Here is a 16,453-nt window from a genome sequence, read left to right as displayed (position 1 = left end):
CCAGAAGGACCATGCTGATCGTCGGCGGAGGGCTCGGCGGGCTCTCCACCGGCTGCTACGCCCAGATGAACGGCTATCGCAGCAGGGTGCTGGAGATGCACGAGATCCCGGGCGGCTCCTGCACTGCCTGGGACCGGGGTGACTTCACCCTCGACTGCTGTGTGAGCTGGCTGCTCGGCAGCGGGCCGGGCAACGAGATGCACCAGATCTGGCTGGAGCTCGGCGCGCTCCAGGGCAAGCGGATGCGCAACTTCGACGTGTTCAACACGGTGCGCGGCCGGGACGGGCGGGCGGTCCACTTCTACTCCGATCCGGACCGCCTCGAAGCGCACCTGCTCGGCCTCTCCCCCGGCGACGCCCGGGTGATCCGCGACTTCTGCGCCGGGCTGCGGACCTTCCGCAAGGCACTGGCCCGCTACCCGTTCCTCACCCCGGTCGGGCTCATGGGCCGCCTGGAGCGCTGGCGGATGCTGGCGTCCCTGGTCCCCTACTTCAACGTGATCCGGCGCTCCATCGGCACGCTGATGCGGGACTACTCGCAGCGCTTCCGGGACCCGCTGCTGCGCGAGGCGTTCAACTTCATCCTGTACGAGAAGCATCCCAACTTCCCCGTGCTGCCGTTCTACTTCCAGCTCGCGGCGCACGCCGACGCCTCGGCCGGTGTCCCCGAGGGCGGCTCGCTGGGCCTGGCCCGCTCGGTCGAGGAGCGCTACCGGGGGCTCGGCGGCGAGGTCGTGTACAACGCCAGGGTCGTGGAGATCCTGGTGGAGAACGACCGGGCGGCCGGGGTCCGGCTGAGCGACGGCACGGAGCTGCGGGCGGACATCGTGGTCTCCGCCTGCGACGGGCGCACCACGCTCCTCGACCTGCTGAAGGGCCGCTACCTCACCGACACGTACCGGGAGCTGTACACCCGGACCATCACGGAACCCGGCATGGTCTTCCCCGGCTACCTCACGGTCTTCCTCGGGCTGCGCCGGCCCTTCCCGGACGGCGAGCCCTGTACCACGTACCTCCTGGAGGACGCGGTCGCGGAACGGCTCACCGGCATCCGGCACCCCAGCGTCAACGTGCAGTTCCGCAGCCGCCACTACCCGGAGCTGTCGCCGCCGGGCACCTCCGTGGTGTACGCCACGTACTTCTGCGACATCGCGCCGTGGCGGGAGCTGAGCACCGGTCCCGAGCAGTTCACCCGGATCCGCCGCGGCGAGGAGCTGCACACGCTGCCGGTCGGGCGCGGTCGCGACTACCAGCGGGCCAAGCGGCAGGTGCGGGACACGATCGTGGACTTCCTCGACGAGCGGCACCCCGGGCTGCGGGACGCGATCGTGGTGCGGGACGTGTCCACCCCGCTCACCCAGGTCCGCTACACCGGCAACTACGACGGCACGGTGCTCGGCTGGCAGCCGTTCGTGGACAGCGGCGAGACCGTGGAGCAGGAGGTCAAGCGACACGGTCCGGGACTGCCGGGGCTCGCGGACTTCTATCTGTCCGGCGTCTGGGCCACCACCGGCGGCCTGATCCGGGCCGCGGCCTCGGGACGGCACGTCATGCACTTCGTCTGCCGCGACGACGGGCGGCCGTTCACCGCCTCCGTCGACGACGGCTCCCCTCTCCCCGTACAACTCATCGAACCCGCAGGAGCCACCCCGTGAAAACCGAGAAGTGGATCGTCAGCGAGCACAACGAGGGCGTGCCGGACGTGGGCCGGATGTACGAGAAGGTGGCGGAGGAGCTCGACACCGACCTGGCCGAGGACGAGATGCTGCTGCGCACGCGGTACGTCTCCGTCGACCCGTACCTCCACGGGATCGCCCTGGACACACCGGTGGGCGACCACATGGGCGCCGACTCGATCATGGAGGTGCTGGCGGCCGGACCGCGGGCGATGTTCGGCGTCGGGGACCTCGTGCAGGGCTTCGGCGGCTGGCGCACCCACCTGGTCAGCAACGGCGCGGGGGCGCTGTGGCAGACCGGCACGTTCCCGATGGTCTTCCCCGCGTACCGGAAGCTGGACCCGGCCCACTACGACGAGGCGCTGCCGCTGAGCACCGCGCTCGGCATCCTCGGCGGCGCCGGGATGACCGCGTGGGCCACCCTCACCACCTTCCTGGCCGTACGGCCCGGCGACACGGTCCTGATCAGCGGCGCGTCCGGCGCGATCGGCACGCTGGTCGGGCAGTTGGCGAAGCGGGCCGGCGCGCGGGTGGTGGGCACGACCGGTTCGCCGGAGAAGGCGGCGCGGCTGACGGCGCTCGGCTTCGACGCCGTCGTCGTCTTCCGGCACGACGGAGACCCGGCGCAGCTCCGCGAAGACCTGGCGAAGGCGGCTCCCGGCGGCATCGACCGGTACTTCGACAACCTCGGCGGGGTCATGACCGACACCGTCTTCACGATGCTCACCGTGGACAGCCGGGTCGCGGTGTGCTGGCAGTGGGCGAGCCAGGTCGGCGGCGAGTGGACCGGGCCCCGGCTGCTGCCGTACATCATGTTCCCGCGCACGACGATCCGTGGGGTCTTCGCGCTGGAGTGGTTCACCGAGGACAACTGGGCGGCGATGCACGCCGAGCTGGGGCCGCTGGTGCGCGCCGGCGAGATCCGCTACCAGCAGACCGTGCATCACGGTTTCGACGCCATTCCCGCCGCCTACCGCAGCCTGTACACCGACCGCGCGGCGTCCTTCGGCAAAGTGCTGGTCGAGCTGTGAGGCGCGGCCACACCCGGGCGCTCACGGAGGGTCCGAGCCCGGCCGACGCGCACGAGCCGGTCCTGCCGTACCCCGACGGCTGGTTCTCGGTGGCGTTCTCCTCGGAGGTGGTGCGGGGGGCCCTGCTGACCCGGCCGCTCCAGGGCGAGGACGTGGTGCTCTACCGGCTCCGCGACGGCGAGGTGCGGGCGGTCCGCCCGTACTGTCCGCACCTGGGGGCGCACCTCGGGCTCGGCGCGCTGGAGGGCGACGAACTGCTGTGCCCCTTCCACCGCTTCGCCTTCGGCCCGGACGGCGCCTGCACGCGGACGGGGTACGGCACGCCCCCGCCGCCGTCCTCGGACCTGACCCTGCTGCCGGTGCGGGAGGTCGACGGCGCCGTCTTCGTGTGGCGGCACCACGACGGGCGGGCGCCGGACTGGGAGCTGACGCCCTGGCACACGCTCGGGACGCGGGCGCCGCGGGTGGCCGCGTGGGAGATGGCGGGGCACAGCCAGGACGTGGTCGAGAACACGGTGGACATCGGGCACTTCACGCCGCTGCACGGCTGGGGCGCGTCGGAGGTGGCCGAGCCGGCGGTCTTCGAGGGGCGGTCCTTCCGGATCTCCGTGCGCTCCGAGGAGCGGGTGCCGCTGCTGGGCGCGAGCCCGCTGGAGGTGACGCTGGAGGGGAACGGGATCAGCCGGGTGCACGTGTGCACGGCGCTCCCTCGGTTCGGGGTGCGCACCTGTGCCGTGTACACGACCACGATGATCGCGCCCGCGGCGTTCCAGCTGCGCCAGACGAGCCGTTTCGAGGTGGCCGAGCCGGCCGCCCTCCCGGCGCCGCTGGCCCGCTGGGTGAGCGGCTCGGCACACCGGCTGCTGGGGGGTGTGATGTTCCGGGGCAACTGCGCTTTCGTGTCCCAGGACTTCCCGGTCTGGGCGACGAAACGGTACGTGTCTCCGCCCCGGCTGGCCCGCGGCGACGGCCCGATCGGCCCGTTCCGCCACTGGGCCCGGCAGTTCTACCCGCCGGGCCGGCCGCGGGCGCGGGTGCCGTCGTCGGTGCTGCGGGCAGCGGCGGGGGAAGCGGAGAGCAGGGTGACGTAGCCCGGCCGCTCCCGGAAGCCGGGGGCGGGGGGCTTCGCCCCCGGCGGGTGGGGCGCCGGGTCAACCGCCCGCCGGCAGCCCGGAGTACGTGCCGAAGGATCTGCGGAGGTAGACCAGCGGGGCCGCGGGTGTCGAGTGGGCCTCCTCGACGGAGATGACCAGGAGGACGTGGTCGCCGCCGGGCACATGGCGTTCGACGCGGCCCGCGGTCCAGCCGGCGGAGTCGGGGAGGTGCGGGAGGCCGGCGCGGGTGGTCCAGGTGATGCCGTCGAACTTGGAGCCCGTGCCGGGGCATCGGCGGGCGAAGGACGCGGCCAGGGCGTGCTGGTGGGCGGCGAGGATGTTGACGCCGACACGGGCGCCCTGGTGCAGGTGGGGCAGGAGGCCGGAGCCGCGGTCCAGGGCGAAGCTCGCCAGGGGCGGGTCCAGGGAGAGTGAGGTGAAGCTGGAGACGGTGCTGCCGTGCGGGCGCCCGTCGGCGGTGGCCGTCGTCACCACCGTGACCGGGGCGCACACCCCGCTCATCAGCTCCACGAAGGTCTCGCGGTCGATCATCGTTCGCCTCCGGTTGTCGCGGCCTCGGTGTCGCATCTGCCGACCGCCGGTCAGCGCGGAGCGGCGAGGTGCCGTCCATTCGCCGCCGTCGGCACGCAGCGGCGAGGTCTCGTTCATTCGCCAGCACGCAGCGGCGAGGTGCCGTTCATTCGCCACCGCCACCGCCGGCGCACAGCGGCGAGTCTCATTCGATCGCCGCCGTCGGCGTACAGCGGCGCGGTCCCGTTCGATCGCCGTCGTCAGCACACGGCGGCAAGGTCGCGTTCGATCGCGTCCACCGTGTTCCGCAGGGTCCGCGCGACGCTGCGCAGATCCCGGTTGGTGGCCGTGTCGGCCACCACGATCGCGGCCGGCGGACCGGTTCGGCCGAGGCGGACCGGGGCGGCCAGTTCGACCAGTTCGGGGATGCGCTCGCTCCTGGCGTAGGACAGGCCCGTGCGCCGGATGCGGGCGAACTCGCGGCGCATCGCGTCCGTTCTCGCCGGGAGCGCGCGTGATCCGGGCGCCGTGGCGGCCAGGACGTCCGCCGGGTTCTGCCCGGCCATCGCGAGCAGGAGCCGGCCGGCCGCCGACGTGTGCGCGGGGACCGGCTGCCGCAGGGCCATCGCCAGGCGGGCGTGTTCCTGGCCGTAGAGGGTGCCGGTGTGCCGGACCCTGGTGCCTGCGAGGGTGCCGAGGCTGACGATGCGGTTGGTCCGGCGGAACAGGTCCAGCAGGAAGGGCGTGACCGGGTAGTCGGGCCCGTGTGCCGGGGGCGGGCCGCCGCCGGTGGCGGCCAGTCGCGAGAGGTACGTGCCGAGTTCGTAGGACTTGGACTCCTTGCGCACCGCGAGGCCGTTGTCGGTCAGCACGCGCATCAGGCGGTGCAGCGTGGACTTGGGGAGGTCCGCCAGGCGGGACAGCTCCGACAGGGTCAGCGGCCCCGGCGCCTCGGCCAGTACCTCCAGGACGGCGAGCGCCTTGCGCAGCGGGCCTCCGGCGGTGCCGGGCACCGGAAGGTCTCGCTCGTCGTCCATGCGATACTCCCGTCGCCCCGGCGCCCTTGACCGTTCCATGCCTACCCGGGCGCGCTCGGCGGGCTCAAGATCGGCGGGGTCGGCTGGCCCGTGGGGTCTCGGTATCGGGCCCTTTCGGCGGGCGGGGCGCGGGTGCCGCGGGGCGGGCGGCCGTTCACGCGGCCGTTCCGGAAAGTGGAAACGGGCGTTGAGGGCGGGGAGGCGTCGTCCCTAGTGTCCGGGCCGTGACTGATGTGAGCTCGGATACGTACGCGGGCAGCGGGGTACGCCGTCGCGTCCTGCTGGCCGGTCCCCGGTCCTTCTGCGCGGGTGTCGAACGGGCCATCGAGATCGTCGAGCGGGCGCTGGAATCCCGCGGCGCCCCCGTCTACGTCCGCAAGCAGATCGTGCACAACGTCACCGTCGTCGACGATCTGGCGGATCGTGGCGCGGTGTTCGTCGACGAACTGGACGAGGTGCCCGACGGCTCGACGGTGGTCTTCTCCGCACACGGGGTCTCGCCCGCGGTGCGCGACGAGGCGGCCCGGCGCGGTCTGGAGGTGATCGACGGAACCTGTCCCCTGGTCGCCAAGGTGCACGCGGAGGCGCGCCGTTTCGCCGCCCGGGGCGACACCGTCGTCCTCGTGGGGCACGCCGGACACGAGGAGGTCGAGGGCACCATGGGCGAGGCGCCCGGGTCCATGGTGCTGGTCGAGACGGCGGAGGAGGCGCGCGCGCTCCCGACGGCCGACGGGCGGGCCGTGTCGTACCTCACCCAGACCACGCTGGCCGTCGACGAGACCGCGGAGGTCGTCGGGGCGCTGCGGGAGACGTTCCCGCTGCTCCAGGAGCCGCCGTCGGACGACATCTGCTACGCCACCACCAACCGGCAGGCCGCGCTCTCGGCGATCGTCGCGGAGTCGGACCTCGTCCTGGTCGTCGGGTCGGAGAACTCCTCCAACTCGGTACGGCTGGTGGAGATGGCGCGCCGCGGGGGCACCCGGGCCGAGCTGATCGACCGGGCCGCGGACATCCCCGAGGAGTGGCTGGACGGGGTGCGGACGGTGGGGCTGACGGCCGGTGCCTCGGCGCCGCCCGCCCTGGTGACGGAGGTGGTGACGTGGCTGAAGGGCTTCGGCCCGGTCGACGTCGAGGAACGCGAGATCACTCGCGAAGACATACATTTCGACCTTCCCTCGGCGGTACGCGCTCGGCCGCGTCCGCCGGCGGACGGCCGCCCCAGCTGAGCGAGGCGAGACGTGTCATTCTCTGTGCTCGGCCGGATCACCGGCTCCGAGGACCTCAAAGGGCTGCACCCGGACCAACTGCCCGCCCTGGCGGGCGAGATCCGGGACTTCCTGATCGAGAAGGTGTGCGCGACCGGCGGACACCTCGGTCCGAACCTCGGTGTGGTGGAGCTGACCATCGCGCTGCACCGGGTGTTCGACTCCCCCGTGGACCGCGTGGTGTTCGACACCGGCCACCAGTCCTACGTCCACAAGCTGCTCACCGGCCGGCAGGCCGCCTTCGACTCGCTGCGCGCGGCCGGGGGCCTGTCCGGCTACCCCCTGCGCGAGGAGTCCGAGCACGATCTGGTGGAGAACTCGCACGCCTCCACCGCGCTGTCCTACGCGGACGGCCTGGCCAAGGCCCAGCGGCTGCTCGGTGAGGACCACCGCCGCGTGGTCGCGGTCACCGGGGACGGCGCGCTGACCGGCGGCATGGCCTGGGAGGCGATGAACAACCTGGGCAGCGGCGGCGGTTCGGTGATCGTCGTACTCAACGACAACGGCCGCTCCTACGATCCCACCGTCGGTGGGCTGGCCGAGCACCTGACCGCCCTGCGGGCCGGTTCCCACCAGGGGCCCAACCTCTTCGAGACCATGGGCTTCGCCTACCTCGGTCCGGTGGACGGGCACGACGTCGCCGCCGTCGAGGAGGCGTTCCGCCGGGCGGCGGGGCTGACCGGCCCGGTCGTCGTCCACTGCGTCACCGAGAAGGGCCGGGGGTACGTCCACGCCGAGAACGACGAGGCCGACCGCATGCACGGCATCGGCGTCGTCGACTCCGCCACGGGCCTGCCGCGGGGCGGCGGTTCGCCCTCGTGGACGGGCACCTTCGGCTCGGAGATGGAGCGGATCGGCGCGAGGCGTCCCGACGTCGTCGCGCTGACCGCGGCGATGCTGCGGCCGGTCGGACTGCACCGGTTCGCCCGGAGCTTCCCGGACCGGGTCTTCGACACCGGCATCGCCGAGCAGCACGCGGTCACCAGTGCCGCGGGGATGGCCATGGCCGGGCTGCACCCCGTGGTGTGCCTGTACGCCACGTTCCTCAACCGGGCCGTGGACCAGGTCATGATGGACGTGGCCCTGCACGGGCTGCCGGTGACCTTCGTCCTGGACCGAGCGGGCGTCACCGGTCCCGACGGCCCCAGCCACCACGGCATGTGGGACCTCTCCCTGCTGGGCACGGTGCCGGGCATGCGGGTCGCCGCGCCCCGGGACCCCGCCCGTCTCACGGAACTGCTGGAGGAGGCGCTGGACATCGGGGACGGCCCCACCGCGCTGCGCTTCCCGAAGGGCGGCGCGGGGCCGGAGATCCCGGCGCTGGGCCGGATGCAGGGCCTGGACGTACTGCACCGCACCCGGTCCCGGCCGCTGGACGTGCTGCTCGTCAGCACCGGGGTGCTCGCGGGTACGGCGCTGGGCGCGGCGGAGCTGCTCGCCGCCGAGGGCGTCGGGGTCACGGTCGTCGACCCGCGCTGGGTCCTGCCGGTCTCCCCCGACCTGGTCCATCTGGCCGCCCGGCACACGCTGACCCTGTCCGTCGAGGACGGGGTGCGCGCCGGCGGGGTGGGCGCCGCCCTGGCACAGGCGTGCGCCGATGCCCGGGTGCCGGCGCCGGTGCACGCCCTGGGGCTGCCGCACGCCTTCCTCGACCACGGCGAGCGGCCGGACATCCTCGCCGAACACGGCCTCACCGCGCGGTCCGTCGCCGACACCGCGCTCGCGCTGCACCATGCCGCGGCGCCATCCCCCACACCACCGGCACCCCGTCGGGAGAGGACTCCACGGTGACCCAGGTCGCGCTCGGAATGCCCGCTACGCCGCCCGTCACGCTCGCCGACCGCCGCAAGACCCGCCAGTTGCAGGTCGGGCCGGTCGGTGTGGGCAGTGACCATCCCGTGTCGGTGCAGTCGATGACGACGACCGTCACGGCCGACGTCAACGCCACCCTCCAGCAGATCGCCGAACTCACCGCCGCGGGCTGCGACATCGTGCGGGTCGCCTGCCCGAGCGCGGACGACGCCGAGGCGCTGCCCGCGATCGCCCGCAAGTCGAAGATCCCGGTGATCGCCGACATCCACTTCCAGCCGAAGTACGTCTTCGCGGCGATCGAGGCCGGCTGTGCGGCGGTGCGGGTCAACCCGGGCAACATCAAGAAGTTCGACGACAAGGTGGGCGAGATCGCCCGCGCCGCCAAGGACCACGGCACCCCGATCCGGATCGGGGTGAACGCCGGGTCGCTGGACGCGCGCCTGATGCGCAAGTACGGGAAGGCCACTCCGGAGGCGCTGGCCGAGTCGGCGCTGTGGGAGGCGTCGCTCTTCGCCGAACACGACTTCCACGAACTGAAGATCTCGGTCAAGCACAACGACCCCGTGGTCATGATCCGCGCCTACGAGATCCTCGCCGAGCAGTGCGACTACCCGCTGCACCTGGGCGTCACCGAGGCGGGGCCGGCGTTCCAGGGCACCGTCAAGTCCGCCGTGGCCTTCGGGGCGCTGCTGCGCCAGGGCATCGGCGACACCATCCGGGTCTCCCTCTCGGCGCCGCCGGTGGAGGAGGTCAAGGTCGGTGCGCAGATCCTGCAGTCGCTCAACCTGCGGCCGCGCAAGCTGGAGATCGTCTCCTGCCCCTCGTGCGGCCGGGCGCAGGTGGACGTCTACAAGCTCGCCGACGAGGTCACCGCCGGCCTGGAGGGCATGGAGGTGCCCCTGCGGGTCGCCGTGATGGGGTGCGTGGTCAACGGCCCCGGCGAGGCGCGCGAGGCCGACCTCGGGGTGGCGTCCGGCAACGGCAAGGGGCAGATCTTCGTCAAGGGCGAGGTCGTCAAGACCGTCCCCGAGTCAAAGATCGTCGAGACCCTCATCGAGGAGGCGCTGAGCCTCGCCGAGACGATGGACGAGCAGGCAGGAGGCTCCGTCACGGTCGTCACCGGTTGAATGAGGGATTCCCCTTAGGGGAACGAAAAGGGGTCGCTCACCCGGCTCCCCGAAGTGGACCACAGTAAGGTCATTCACGTCGCTTTTCCGACTGTCAATGACCACTGAAGGCCACTTTCGGGGAGCTTTGACGTGCTTGCCGTACACGCGCTTGACGTACCCGTGCCTGCCGTACCAGTGCTTGCAGTACCCGTGGTTGCCGTACCCGTGCCTGCCGTACCCGTGCCTGACGCACAGGCGCTCGCCGTACACGGGGCACCACTGGACGCGTCCCTCGGCGGTCCGTCCGCCCTGCCCTGTTGCTGACCGGGCCGGCCGCACGGACGGAGAAAGAAGCACAGCGATCACCGGCTCGGGCACCGCCATGCCCGGAACCGGCCTCGGGACGGACATGCTCCGGCCATAGCGCCGACTGTTTTCGGAGGCTTGCCATGACTGCCAACACCCAGACGGAGAAAACCGGGCCGCTCCCCACCGGGACGCGGACCACGAGGACGCAGACCGCCGGAGAGAACCCCGCCAAGGCCGCGATCCGGCCGGCGAAGGTCCTGGTCAGGGCACCGGATCCGCTGACGCACTCGGCGATCAGCGGTCAGCTCGCCGCCGCGCCGGGCATAGAAGTGGTCGCGGTGGGGAGCACCGGCCCGGCCGACGTGGCCGTGTTCGTCACCGAGCGCCTGACCGTGGACGTCACCTCGACCCTGCGCAGGCTGAAGAGCTCCTTACGGATACCGGTGGTGCTCATCCCGTCGCAGATCGACCGCGCGGACCTCTTCACCGCGGTGGAGTGCAACGTGGTCGCGGTCCTGCCGCGGGTCGCCGCCACCAGCGAGCGCATCCGGGAGACGGTGCTGACCGCCGCGTCCGGCGGTGGCGTGCTCCCCACGAAGCTGCTGGGCGAACTGCTCCGGCAGTTCGAGTGGATGCAGCGCGAGGTCCTGTCACCGCACGGCCTGCACACCTCCGGGCTGACTCCCCGGGAGATCGACGTCCTGCGGCTGATGTCGGAGGGGCTGGACACCGCCGAGATCGCCGTCCGGATGTGCCTGTCGGAACGCGCGGTCAAACGGGTCGTCTTCGGGGTCACCCAGCGCCTCAACCTGCGCAACCGGCCGCACGCGGTGGCCTACGCCCTACGCAGTGGCGTCATCTGACCGGGAGCCGGCACCCGCCCGGGACACCGGCGCCCGCCCGGCGGCCGGTGCCGGGGTCCCGGCGGGGACCCCGGCACCGGCCGCCGGGTGGCGGAAGGCCCACAGCGGCCGTCCCTCGCGGAGCATCGTCCGGCGCAGCAGCACCACGTAGGCGACGTCCAGGACGACGTAGGTCGGCACCAGCACCTGCAGCAGGTGGTGGGAGGGATAGACGATCACGGCGGTCAGGCCGGCGAAGAGGGACCCCACGGTCTTGGCGACCGCGATGTGCATCGACTGGCCCGCACTGGATCCGCGCCGCCTGAGCATGAGGATGAACGCGGCGCTCAGCGGCACCTGGATGATCATGCCGGTGTACATGCCGTCGACGTCGTGCAGCTCGTTGGCGCCGACCATGACGACGACCGACGCCCACACCAGCACACCGGCGAGCGTCCACCGGAAGGTGCGCGCGGAGAGGCCGGGGTAGTCGCGCGGCCCGTACCGCAGGGCCTGCGCGAACAGGAAGACGTTGAAGACCAGCCACAGGAAGTTGATCTGCCGCTGGGTCGGTGTCTGCTCCAGCAGGAAGGTCAGGCTGAACTCCCAGGCGATGTTCACCGCGATGAGGTACGCGGGTATCCCTGTGCGCCCGTCCCGGCGGGCCTGCCGGATCGCCAGGACGTACGTCACCATCCAGCCCAGCGCGGTCGGTCCGGCGACGGCCGCGAAGAGCAGGTCCGAGACGTCGGCCGCCCCCACCGTCACGGGCGGGACCTCAGACATCGGGATGAGAAAGGGGGGCAGCCAGACCATGGGGGATCCCTCGTGGGTCGGGTCGGAAGGGGAGGTGCCTGAAGGAGGGCGGCGCGGGAGGGGGTCTCAGAGGCTGGGCACGATGGGGTCGAGACCGAAGAAGGAACCGCCGTATAGCTCGTGGCCGACGTGCACGTTGAGCATCGCGTGGCGGGCCGCGGTGTTGGCGTCCCGCCAGTACCGCTGCAGCGGGTTCGACTCGGCGAAGGACGCCGCCCCGTGGGCCCACAGCAGTTCGTCGAGGGCGGTGGTCACCAGGCTCACCGCCTGGCCCACGTCGCCGCGGATGCGCAGGAGTTCGCTGTCCGGCAGCGCGACGGCGTCGTACGCGGCGTCGTCGAGGGCGGTCGCGGCCCGTGCCACGTGCATCTCGGCGGCGTCGATCGACAGGGCGGTGCGGCCGAGCGAGGACACGAACGTCCGTGAGTCCGTCTGACGGGTGTACTTGGAGGGCGCGATCCCCCGCGTCGGCGCCTTCTCCACGACGAGGGCGCGGGCCGCCTGGCCGGCGCCGAGCACCACGGAGGCGCAGACGACGGCCATGGCGGCGATCGCCGCCGTACGGAACAGGGGCGGCAGGCCGAGGTCGGTGGCGCTCTCCCGGCTGCGCTGCAACTCGCCGCTGATCACCCGGTGTTCGGGGACGAATATGTCTCGCAGGACGACGGTGTGGCTGCCGGTGGCCCGCATGCCCACGGTGCGCCAGGTGTCCTCGACGGTCAGGTCCCGGGCCGGCACGAGCATGGAGAGCCCGCCGACCGGCTCCCCGTCGGCGTCCACCTCCCGGGCGACCAGGATCGCCCAGTCGTCGTGCAGGATGCCGGTGCCGTACGGCCAGGAGCCCGTCAGCCGGTAGCCGCCGGGGGTGCGTACCGCCGTGCCCGCGGCCGCGAAGACCGACGCCAGTTTGGCGCCGGGGGCGTCCCCGAACACCTCGTCCAGCGCCGCCCGCGGGAACTTCGCGGCGAGCAGGTTGGAGCCGTTGACGTTGTTGACCACCCAGGAGGTGGACGGGCAGTAGTGGGAGAGGACCTTGGCCACCTCGCTCATGGTCCGCACGTCGGTCTCCAGGCCGCCGTAGGACTTCGCGGTCCACAGCATGGCCAGCTGGGACTGGTCGATGGCGCGGACCGTGGCGTCGGGCAGCCGTCGCTCCCGCTCCCCCTCGGCGACGCCGTCCGCGAAGACCGGGCCGAACTTGTGGACCGTCTCCACGAGTTCGGCCCGCAGTTCCGCCGTCTCCGATCGGATGTCTGTCATGGTCACCACTCCGGGCTGTCGGTGATGAGGTGGGTGTGGTCGAAGTAGTCCCGCCAGGCGCGGATCCGTCCGGCCCGCAGGTCGAAGGCGCCCATCACCTTCAGGTTGCGCGCGATGTGGGTGCCGTCGGCGCGGAGCATGTCCTCCAGGCGTTCGACGAGGACGGTCTCCCCCGCCGTGGCCAGGTGCCCGAACCTCACCTTCAGGCGCGCGAAGTCGGGCGGCATGAGCCGGAGGATCTCCGCCTTGCCCCGGCACACCGGGGAGCCGGGGTTCTCCCACACGCAGTCGTCGGTGAGGTAGGTCTCCACGGCCGTGCGGACGTCGGCCGGGGTCGGCCCCATCGACGTCAGGAAGGTGTGGACGAGGCGCTCGCCGTCGGTCGAGGGCATGGTCAGCACCCGCCGTTCGCCGCGCCGGAGCGGCCGAGCACGGTGTCGAGGACCTCACCCAGTTCGTGGTCGGCACGGCGGCTGCCCCGCACGCTGCGCCAGGCGACGTGCTGGTCGGGCCGTACGAGAACGGCGCCGTCGTCGTCGACGCCCCGCACCCCTGTCCAGGCGCCCTCGGTGTCCCGGTGGCCCGCCGCGCCGGGTTCGCCGCCGACGGGCACCACGGTGATCGCCACCCCGTGGTCGGCGGCGGCCTTCTTGGCGGCCGCCGCCCAGCCCTCGCCCAGCGGACCGGTGAGCAGGAGGAAACCGCCGTCGCCGGGGACCAGGTCGTGCGTGGAGCGCCGGGCGTCGCCGTCCCGCAGCCACACGTGCGGGAGCCGGTGCCCCGGGCGGGTCGTCGGGTGGTGCACCGCGCCCCACGGGTCGCGGGGCGGCGGCGGGGTGCCGTCCGCGACGACGGCGCCGGAGGCGTAGTGGTGGCCGAGCTCGATGTCGTGTGCCTGGTACTCGATGCGCTGGGTGCCGAACACCTCCCGGACCACGGACCGCCGGGTCTCGCCCATCGGGGTGTCGGCGAGGAGCTCGCGGATACTGGCCTCGGTGGCCTCCGGTTTCCCGTGCGCCATGCCGAGGGCCGCGAAGAGGGAACCGTAGTTGAGCAGACAGCCCATCGCCCAGCCGACGTTGCGCCGGGCGACGGGCAGCCGCTCCGCCTCGTAGGAGTCGAGCAGCGCGTCGCCGGCCCGGCCCTCCAGCACGGCCCCGAGCTTCCAGGCGAGGTTGTGGACGTCCTGGATCGCCGTGTTGAGGCCGCCGCCCGCGGCGGGCGGCTGCCGGTGTGCCGCGTCACCGGCGAGGAAGACGCGGCCGGAGCGGAACGAGCGGGCCACGACCGCCTCCGGCCGGTACTCGCTCACGTGGTGGATCCGCACCCCGAGGTCCGCGGGCAGCTTCAGCAGCTCCCGGACGCGGCCCGTGATCGTGTCCGCGTCGAGGCCGCCCGCCGCCGTGCCGGGCGGCACCCGGAAGTGCAGGGCCCACTCCTGGGACGCGGCACCCCAGTCGGGCCCGGAGGCGACGAGTACCGAGACCTCGCCGTCGAGGCCGAAGATGTGCGTCATCAGCACCGGGTCGCTCCACCAGCGGGAGAGGTCGGCGCTGAAGTGCACGGAGATGATGGTGAAGGCGCCGCCCGCGCCGTCCATCCGGATGCCGAGCGCGTCCCCGACGCCGCGGCCGCCGTCGGCTCCCAGCAGGTACCGGGCGCGTACGGTGCCCACCTCGCCGGTGCTCCGGTCGGTCACCCGGGCCACGACCCCGTGCTCGTCCTGCGTGAACTCCTCCATCTGGTGGTGGAAGAGCAGGCTTCCGGGCGCCCGGCGCTCCGCGTGCCGGCGCAGCATCGGTTCGAGCCGGTGCTGCGGGAGGTTGGTGGAGGGCCCGGTGCTGTGGGCGGCGTAGGGTCCGGCGGTGCCGCCTCCCCCGAAGGCCTCCATCCGGTGCAGTTCACGCCCGTCCGCGGGACCGTCGCCGCCGAGCGAGGTGCGCCAGGCGATCTCGCTCATGTTCGGCAGCGGGCAGCTGATCCCGTACACGTCGTCGGCGACGCCGTGCTGGCGGAACACCTCCATGGTGCGCTGGTTCAGGTAGTGCGCCCTGGGCAGGACGGACGTCGACTCACGCCGCTCCACCACCAGGTGCCGCACCCCGACGTCGGACAGGAACACCGACGCGGCGAGCCCGCAGCCACCGCCGCCGACCACGAGGACCGGCACTTCTACGTCGAACATCACTCTTCCCTCGGGATTGTGCCGGGCCGGTCCGGGGCGTCCTCGTGCAGGACGATGACCGCGGCCGGACACCGCGAGGCCGCCTCCCGGACCTGTGCGTACTGCTGCTCGGACGGGGCGGGGTCGAGTACGACCACCCTGCCGTCCTCGTCGTTCTGGTCGAAGACCGCCGGCGCGTGCAGGGCGCAGTTGCCGACGGCGAAGCACCTGGTGTCGTCGACCTCGATCTTCATGGGTGGCTCCCTCTCCCGCCGCCGGTCACCAGGTGACCGGCAGGGCGTTGACGCCGAAGACCAGCGCGTTGGTGCGGTACTCCAGGTCGTCGAGCGGGACCGCCGAGCGCAGCGTGGGGAACCTGGTGAACAGGGCGGGCAGCGCGACCCGCAGTTCCATGCGGGCCAGTTGCTGGCCCAGGCACTGGTGCGGGCCGAAGCCGAAGGTGAGGTGGCGCTGCGCGGGGCGGCGCACGTCGAGGCTGTCCAGGTCCTGGTCGGCGGTGCCGAGGTCGCGGTTGGCGGCCAGCACGGACGGCACGACGTGCTCGCCCTTGTGGATCTCCTGGTCGCGCACGCAGATGTCCCCGGCGGCCTGGCGCGGCAGGATGGTGGCCGGGGCGATGTAGCGCAGCAGCTCCTCCACGGCGCTGTCGGTCACCGAGGGGTCGTCGCGCACGGCCGCGAGCTGCTCGGGGTGCTGGAGCAGCAGCGCGATGCTGGAGGAGAGGGTGTTGGCGATCGTCTCGTGCCCGGCGATGAGCAGCATGTTGCCGATGCCGGCCAGCTCCTCGTCGCTCAGCTGGTCGCCGTACTCGCGCACCACGCGGCCCAGCACGTTGTCGCCCGCGTTCTCCCGGTGCCGGGCCACGAGTTGGGCCATGTAGGCCATCATCTCGGCGGCCTTCTCCATCTGGACCTCGCGGCTCTGGGTGAAGTCCAGTGCGAGGGCGGTACGGCGCTGGAAGCCCTCGCGGTCGGTGTAGGGCACGCCGAGGAGTTCGCAGATGACGAGCGTCGGGATCGGGGTGCTGAAGAGTTGCACCAGGTCGGCGCCCGGACCGGCCTCCTCGACCGCGTCCAGCGAGGACGCGACCACGGCCTCGATGCCCGGCCGCAGCTCGCGCGCCCGTTTGGTGGTGAACGACGCGGTCAGCATCCGCCGCAGCCTGGTGTGTTCGGGGCCGTCGTAGCTCAGCAGGTTGCCGGGCTGGTACGGCATGGAGCCGCCCATCCGCAGGCCCTCGTCGGCGAGTACGTCCTTGACGTCGTCGTACCGGGTGACGAGCACCGCGTCGAACTCGCCCAGCATCGGGCTGGGCACCTTGACGCGGCTGAGCTCGTCCTCCTTCTGCGTGTCGTACAGCTCGGCGACGGGGGCGAACGGGCACTGGGCGGCCCGTCCGCCGATGGGGACGGGTTGTACGTGGTCGGCGCCCGGTGCGGCGAGTGGGGGCACCTCCCACGCCCTTAAGGCAGTGGGGGAGCGTGCA

At 72.4% G+C, this 16,453-nt stretch carries 15 protein-coding genes; 7 read left to right on the top strand and 8 right to left on the bottom strand.

Features of this window, described 5'->3' with window-relative positions:
• The first annotated feature begins 11 nt into the window (after nt 1-11).
• The 3 genes from IG94_RS0127335 to IG94_RS0127325 are packed head-to-tail and all read left to right on the top strand — an operon-like array spanning nt 12 to nt 3,798.
• On the top strand, nt 12-1,655 hold the full coding sequence (locus tag IG94_RS0127335) for a phytoene desaturase family protein (RefSeq protein ID WP_031042755.1): 1,644 nt from the start codon (nt 12-14) through the stop codon (nt 1,653-1,655).
• Nucleotides 1,652-2,707 (top strand): MDR family NADP-dependent oxidoreductase, encoded by a 1,056-nt coding sequence (locus IG94_RS0127330; protein ID WP_031042752.1) that lies wholly within the window; start codon nt 1,652-1,654, stop codon nt 2,705-2,707. The genes IG94_RS0127335 and IG94_RS0127330 overlap by 4 nt, the downstream gene beginning before the upstream one ends.
• Nucleotides 2,704-3,798 carry a Rieske 2Fe-2S domain-containing protein gene (locus IG94_RS0127325; protein WP_031042748.1) on the top strand — a complete coding sequence of 365 codons (1,095 nt, stop codon included), beginning with the start codon at nt 2,704-2,706 and terminating at the stop codon, nt 3,796-3,798. Before IG94_RS0127330 ends, IG94_RS0127325 begins: the two co-directional genes overlap by 4 nt.
• Before the next feature lie 60 nt (nt 3,799-3,858).
• On the opposite strand, the gene IG94_RS0127320 is transcribed toward IG94_RS0127325, so the two are convergent.
• Both IG94_RS0127320 and IG94_RS0127315 read right to left on the bottom strand, forming a co-directional pair.
• The gene (locus tag IG94_RS0127320) at nt 3,859-4,353 is read right to left on the bottom strand and encodes a flavin reductase family protein (RefSeq protein WP_031042745.1); all 495 of its coding nucleotides are present in this window, start codon (nt 4,351-4,353) and stop codon (nt 3,859-3,861) included.
• Between the two features lie 239 nt (nt 4,354-4,592).
• On the bottom strand, nt 4,593-5,369 hold the full coding sequence (locus IG94_RS0127315; RefSeq protein WP_037762970.1) for an IclR family transcriptional regulator: 777 nt from the start codon (nt 5,367-5,369) through the stop codon (nt 4,593-4,595).
• A 224-nt stretch (nt 5,370-5,593) separates the two neighbouring features.
• On the opposite strand from IG94_RS0127315, the gene IG94_RS0127310 reads away from it, so the two are divergent.
• The 4 genes from IG94_RS0127310 to IG94_RS0127295 all read left to right on the top strand — a co-directional run bounded on the left by IG94_RS0127310 (nt 5,594) and on the right by IG94_RS0127295 (nt 10,727).
• Complete coding sequence (locus IG94_RS0127310) at nt 5,594-6,595, top strand: 4-hydroxy-3-methylbut-2-enyl diphosphate reductase (RefSeq protein WP_224219700.1); 1,002 nt, start codon at nt 5,594-5,596, stop codon at nt 6,593-6,595.
• 12 nt (nt 6,596-6,607) lie between these two features.
• Complete coding sequence (locus tag IG94_RS0127305; RefSeq protein ID WP_031042727.1) at nt 6,608-8,425, top strand: 1-deoxy-D-xylulose-5-phosphate synthase; 1,818 nt, start codon at nt 6,608-6,610, stop codon at nt 8,423-8,425.
• Nucleotides 8,422-9,573: a flavodoxin-dependent (E)-4-hydroxy-3-methylbut-2-enyl-diphosphate synthase gene (gene ispG / locus IG94_RS0127300; protein WP_199790877.1), complete on the top strand. Its 1,152-nt coding sequence runs from the start codon at nt 8,422-8,424 to the stop codon at nt 9,571-9,573. The genes IG94_RS0127305 and ispG overlap by 4 nt, the downstream gene beginning before the upstream one ends.
• 431 nt (nt 9,574-10,004) lie before the next feature.
• Nucleotides 10,005-10,727, top strand: coding sequence for a helix-turn-helix transcriptional regulator (locus IG94_RS0127295; protein WP_078892442.1), 723 nt, complete (start codon nt 10,005-10,007; stop codon nt 10,725-10,727).
• On the opposite strand, the gene IG94_RS0127290 is transcribed toward IG94_RS0127295, so the two are convergent.
• The 6 genes from IG94_RS0127290 to IG94_RS0127265 form a co-directional block, all read right to left on the bottom strand.
• A complete protein-coding gene (locus tag IG94_RS0127290; RefSeq protein ID WP_224286459.1) occupies nt 10,707-11,492 on the bottom strand; it encodes a transmembrane-type terpene cyclase in 786 nt (261 codons plus the stop codon). The genes IG94_RS0127295 and IG94_RS0127290 overlap by 21 nt on opposite strands.
• 96 nt (nt 11,493-11,588) lie before the next feature.
• Nucleotides 11,589-12,782 carry an acyl-CoA dehydrogenase family protein gene (locus tag IG94_RS0127285; RefSeq protein WP_031042714.1) on the bottom strand — a complete coding sequence of 398 codons (1,194 nt, stop codon included), beginning with the start codon at nt 12,780-12,782 and terminating at the stop codon, nt 11,589-11,591.
• Nucleotides 12,783-12,784: 2 nt separating this feature from the next.
• The gene (locus tag IG94_RS38880; RefSeq protein ID WP_031042711.1) at nt 12,785-13,174 is read right to left on the bottom strand and encodes a limonene-1,2-epoxide hydrolase family protein; all 390 of its coding nucleotides are present in this window, start codon (nt 13,172-13,174) and stop codon (nt 12,785-12,787) included.
• Nucleotides 13,175-13,176: 2 nt separating this feature from the next.
• Nucleotides 13,177-14,967 (bottom strand): FAD-dependent monooxygenase, encoded by a 1,791-nt coding sequence (locus tag IG94_RS0127275; protein WP_031042709.1) that lies wholly within the window; start codon nt 14,965-14,967, stop codon nt 13,177-13,179.
• Nucleotides 14,967-15,200, bottom strand: coding sequence for a ferredoxin (locus IG94_RS0127270; RefSeq protein WP_031042706.1), 234 nt, complete (start codon nt 15,198-15,200; stop codon nt 14,967-14,969). The genes IG94_RS0127275 and IG94_RS0127270 overlap by 1 nt, the downstream gene beginning before the upstream one ends.
• A gap of 25 nt (nt 15,201-15,225) precedes the next feature.
• Nucleotides 15,226-16,419 (bottom strand): cytochrome P450, encoded by a 1,194-nt coding sequence (locus IG94_RS0127265; protein ID WP_052410876.1) that lies wholly within the window; start codon nt 16,417-16,419, stop codon nt 15,226-15,228.
• Between the last annotated feature and the right edge of the window lie 34 nt (nt 16,420-16,453).

Source organism: Streptomyces olivaceus, from assembly GCF_000721235.1.
Taxonomy (GTDB): Bacteria; Actinomycetota; Actinomycetes; order Streptomycetales; family Streptomycetaceae; genus Streptomyces; species Streptomyces olivaceus.
The sequence above is the reverse complement of the archived record's forward strand: the minus strand, read 5'-3'. Positions and strand labels throughout refer to the sequence as shown.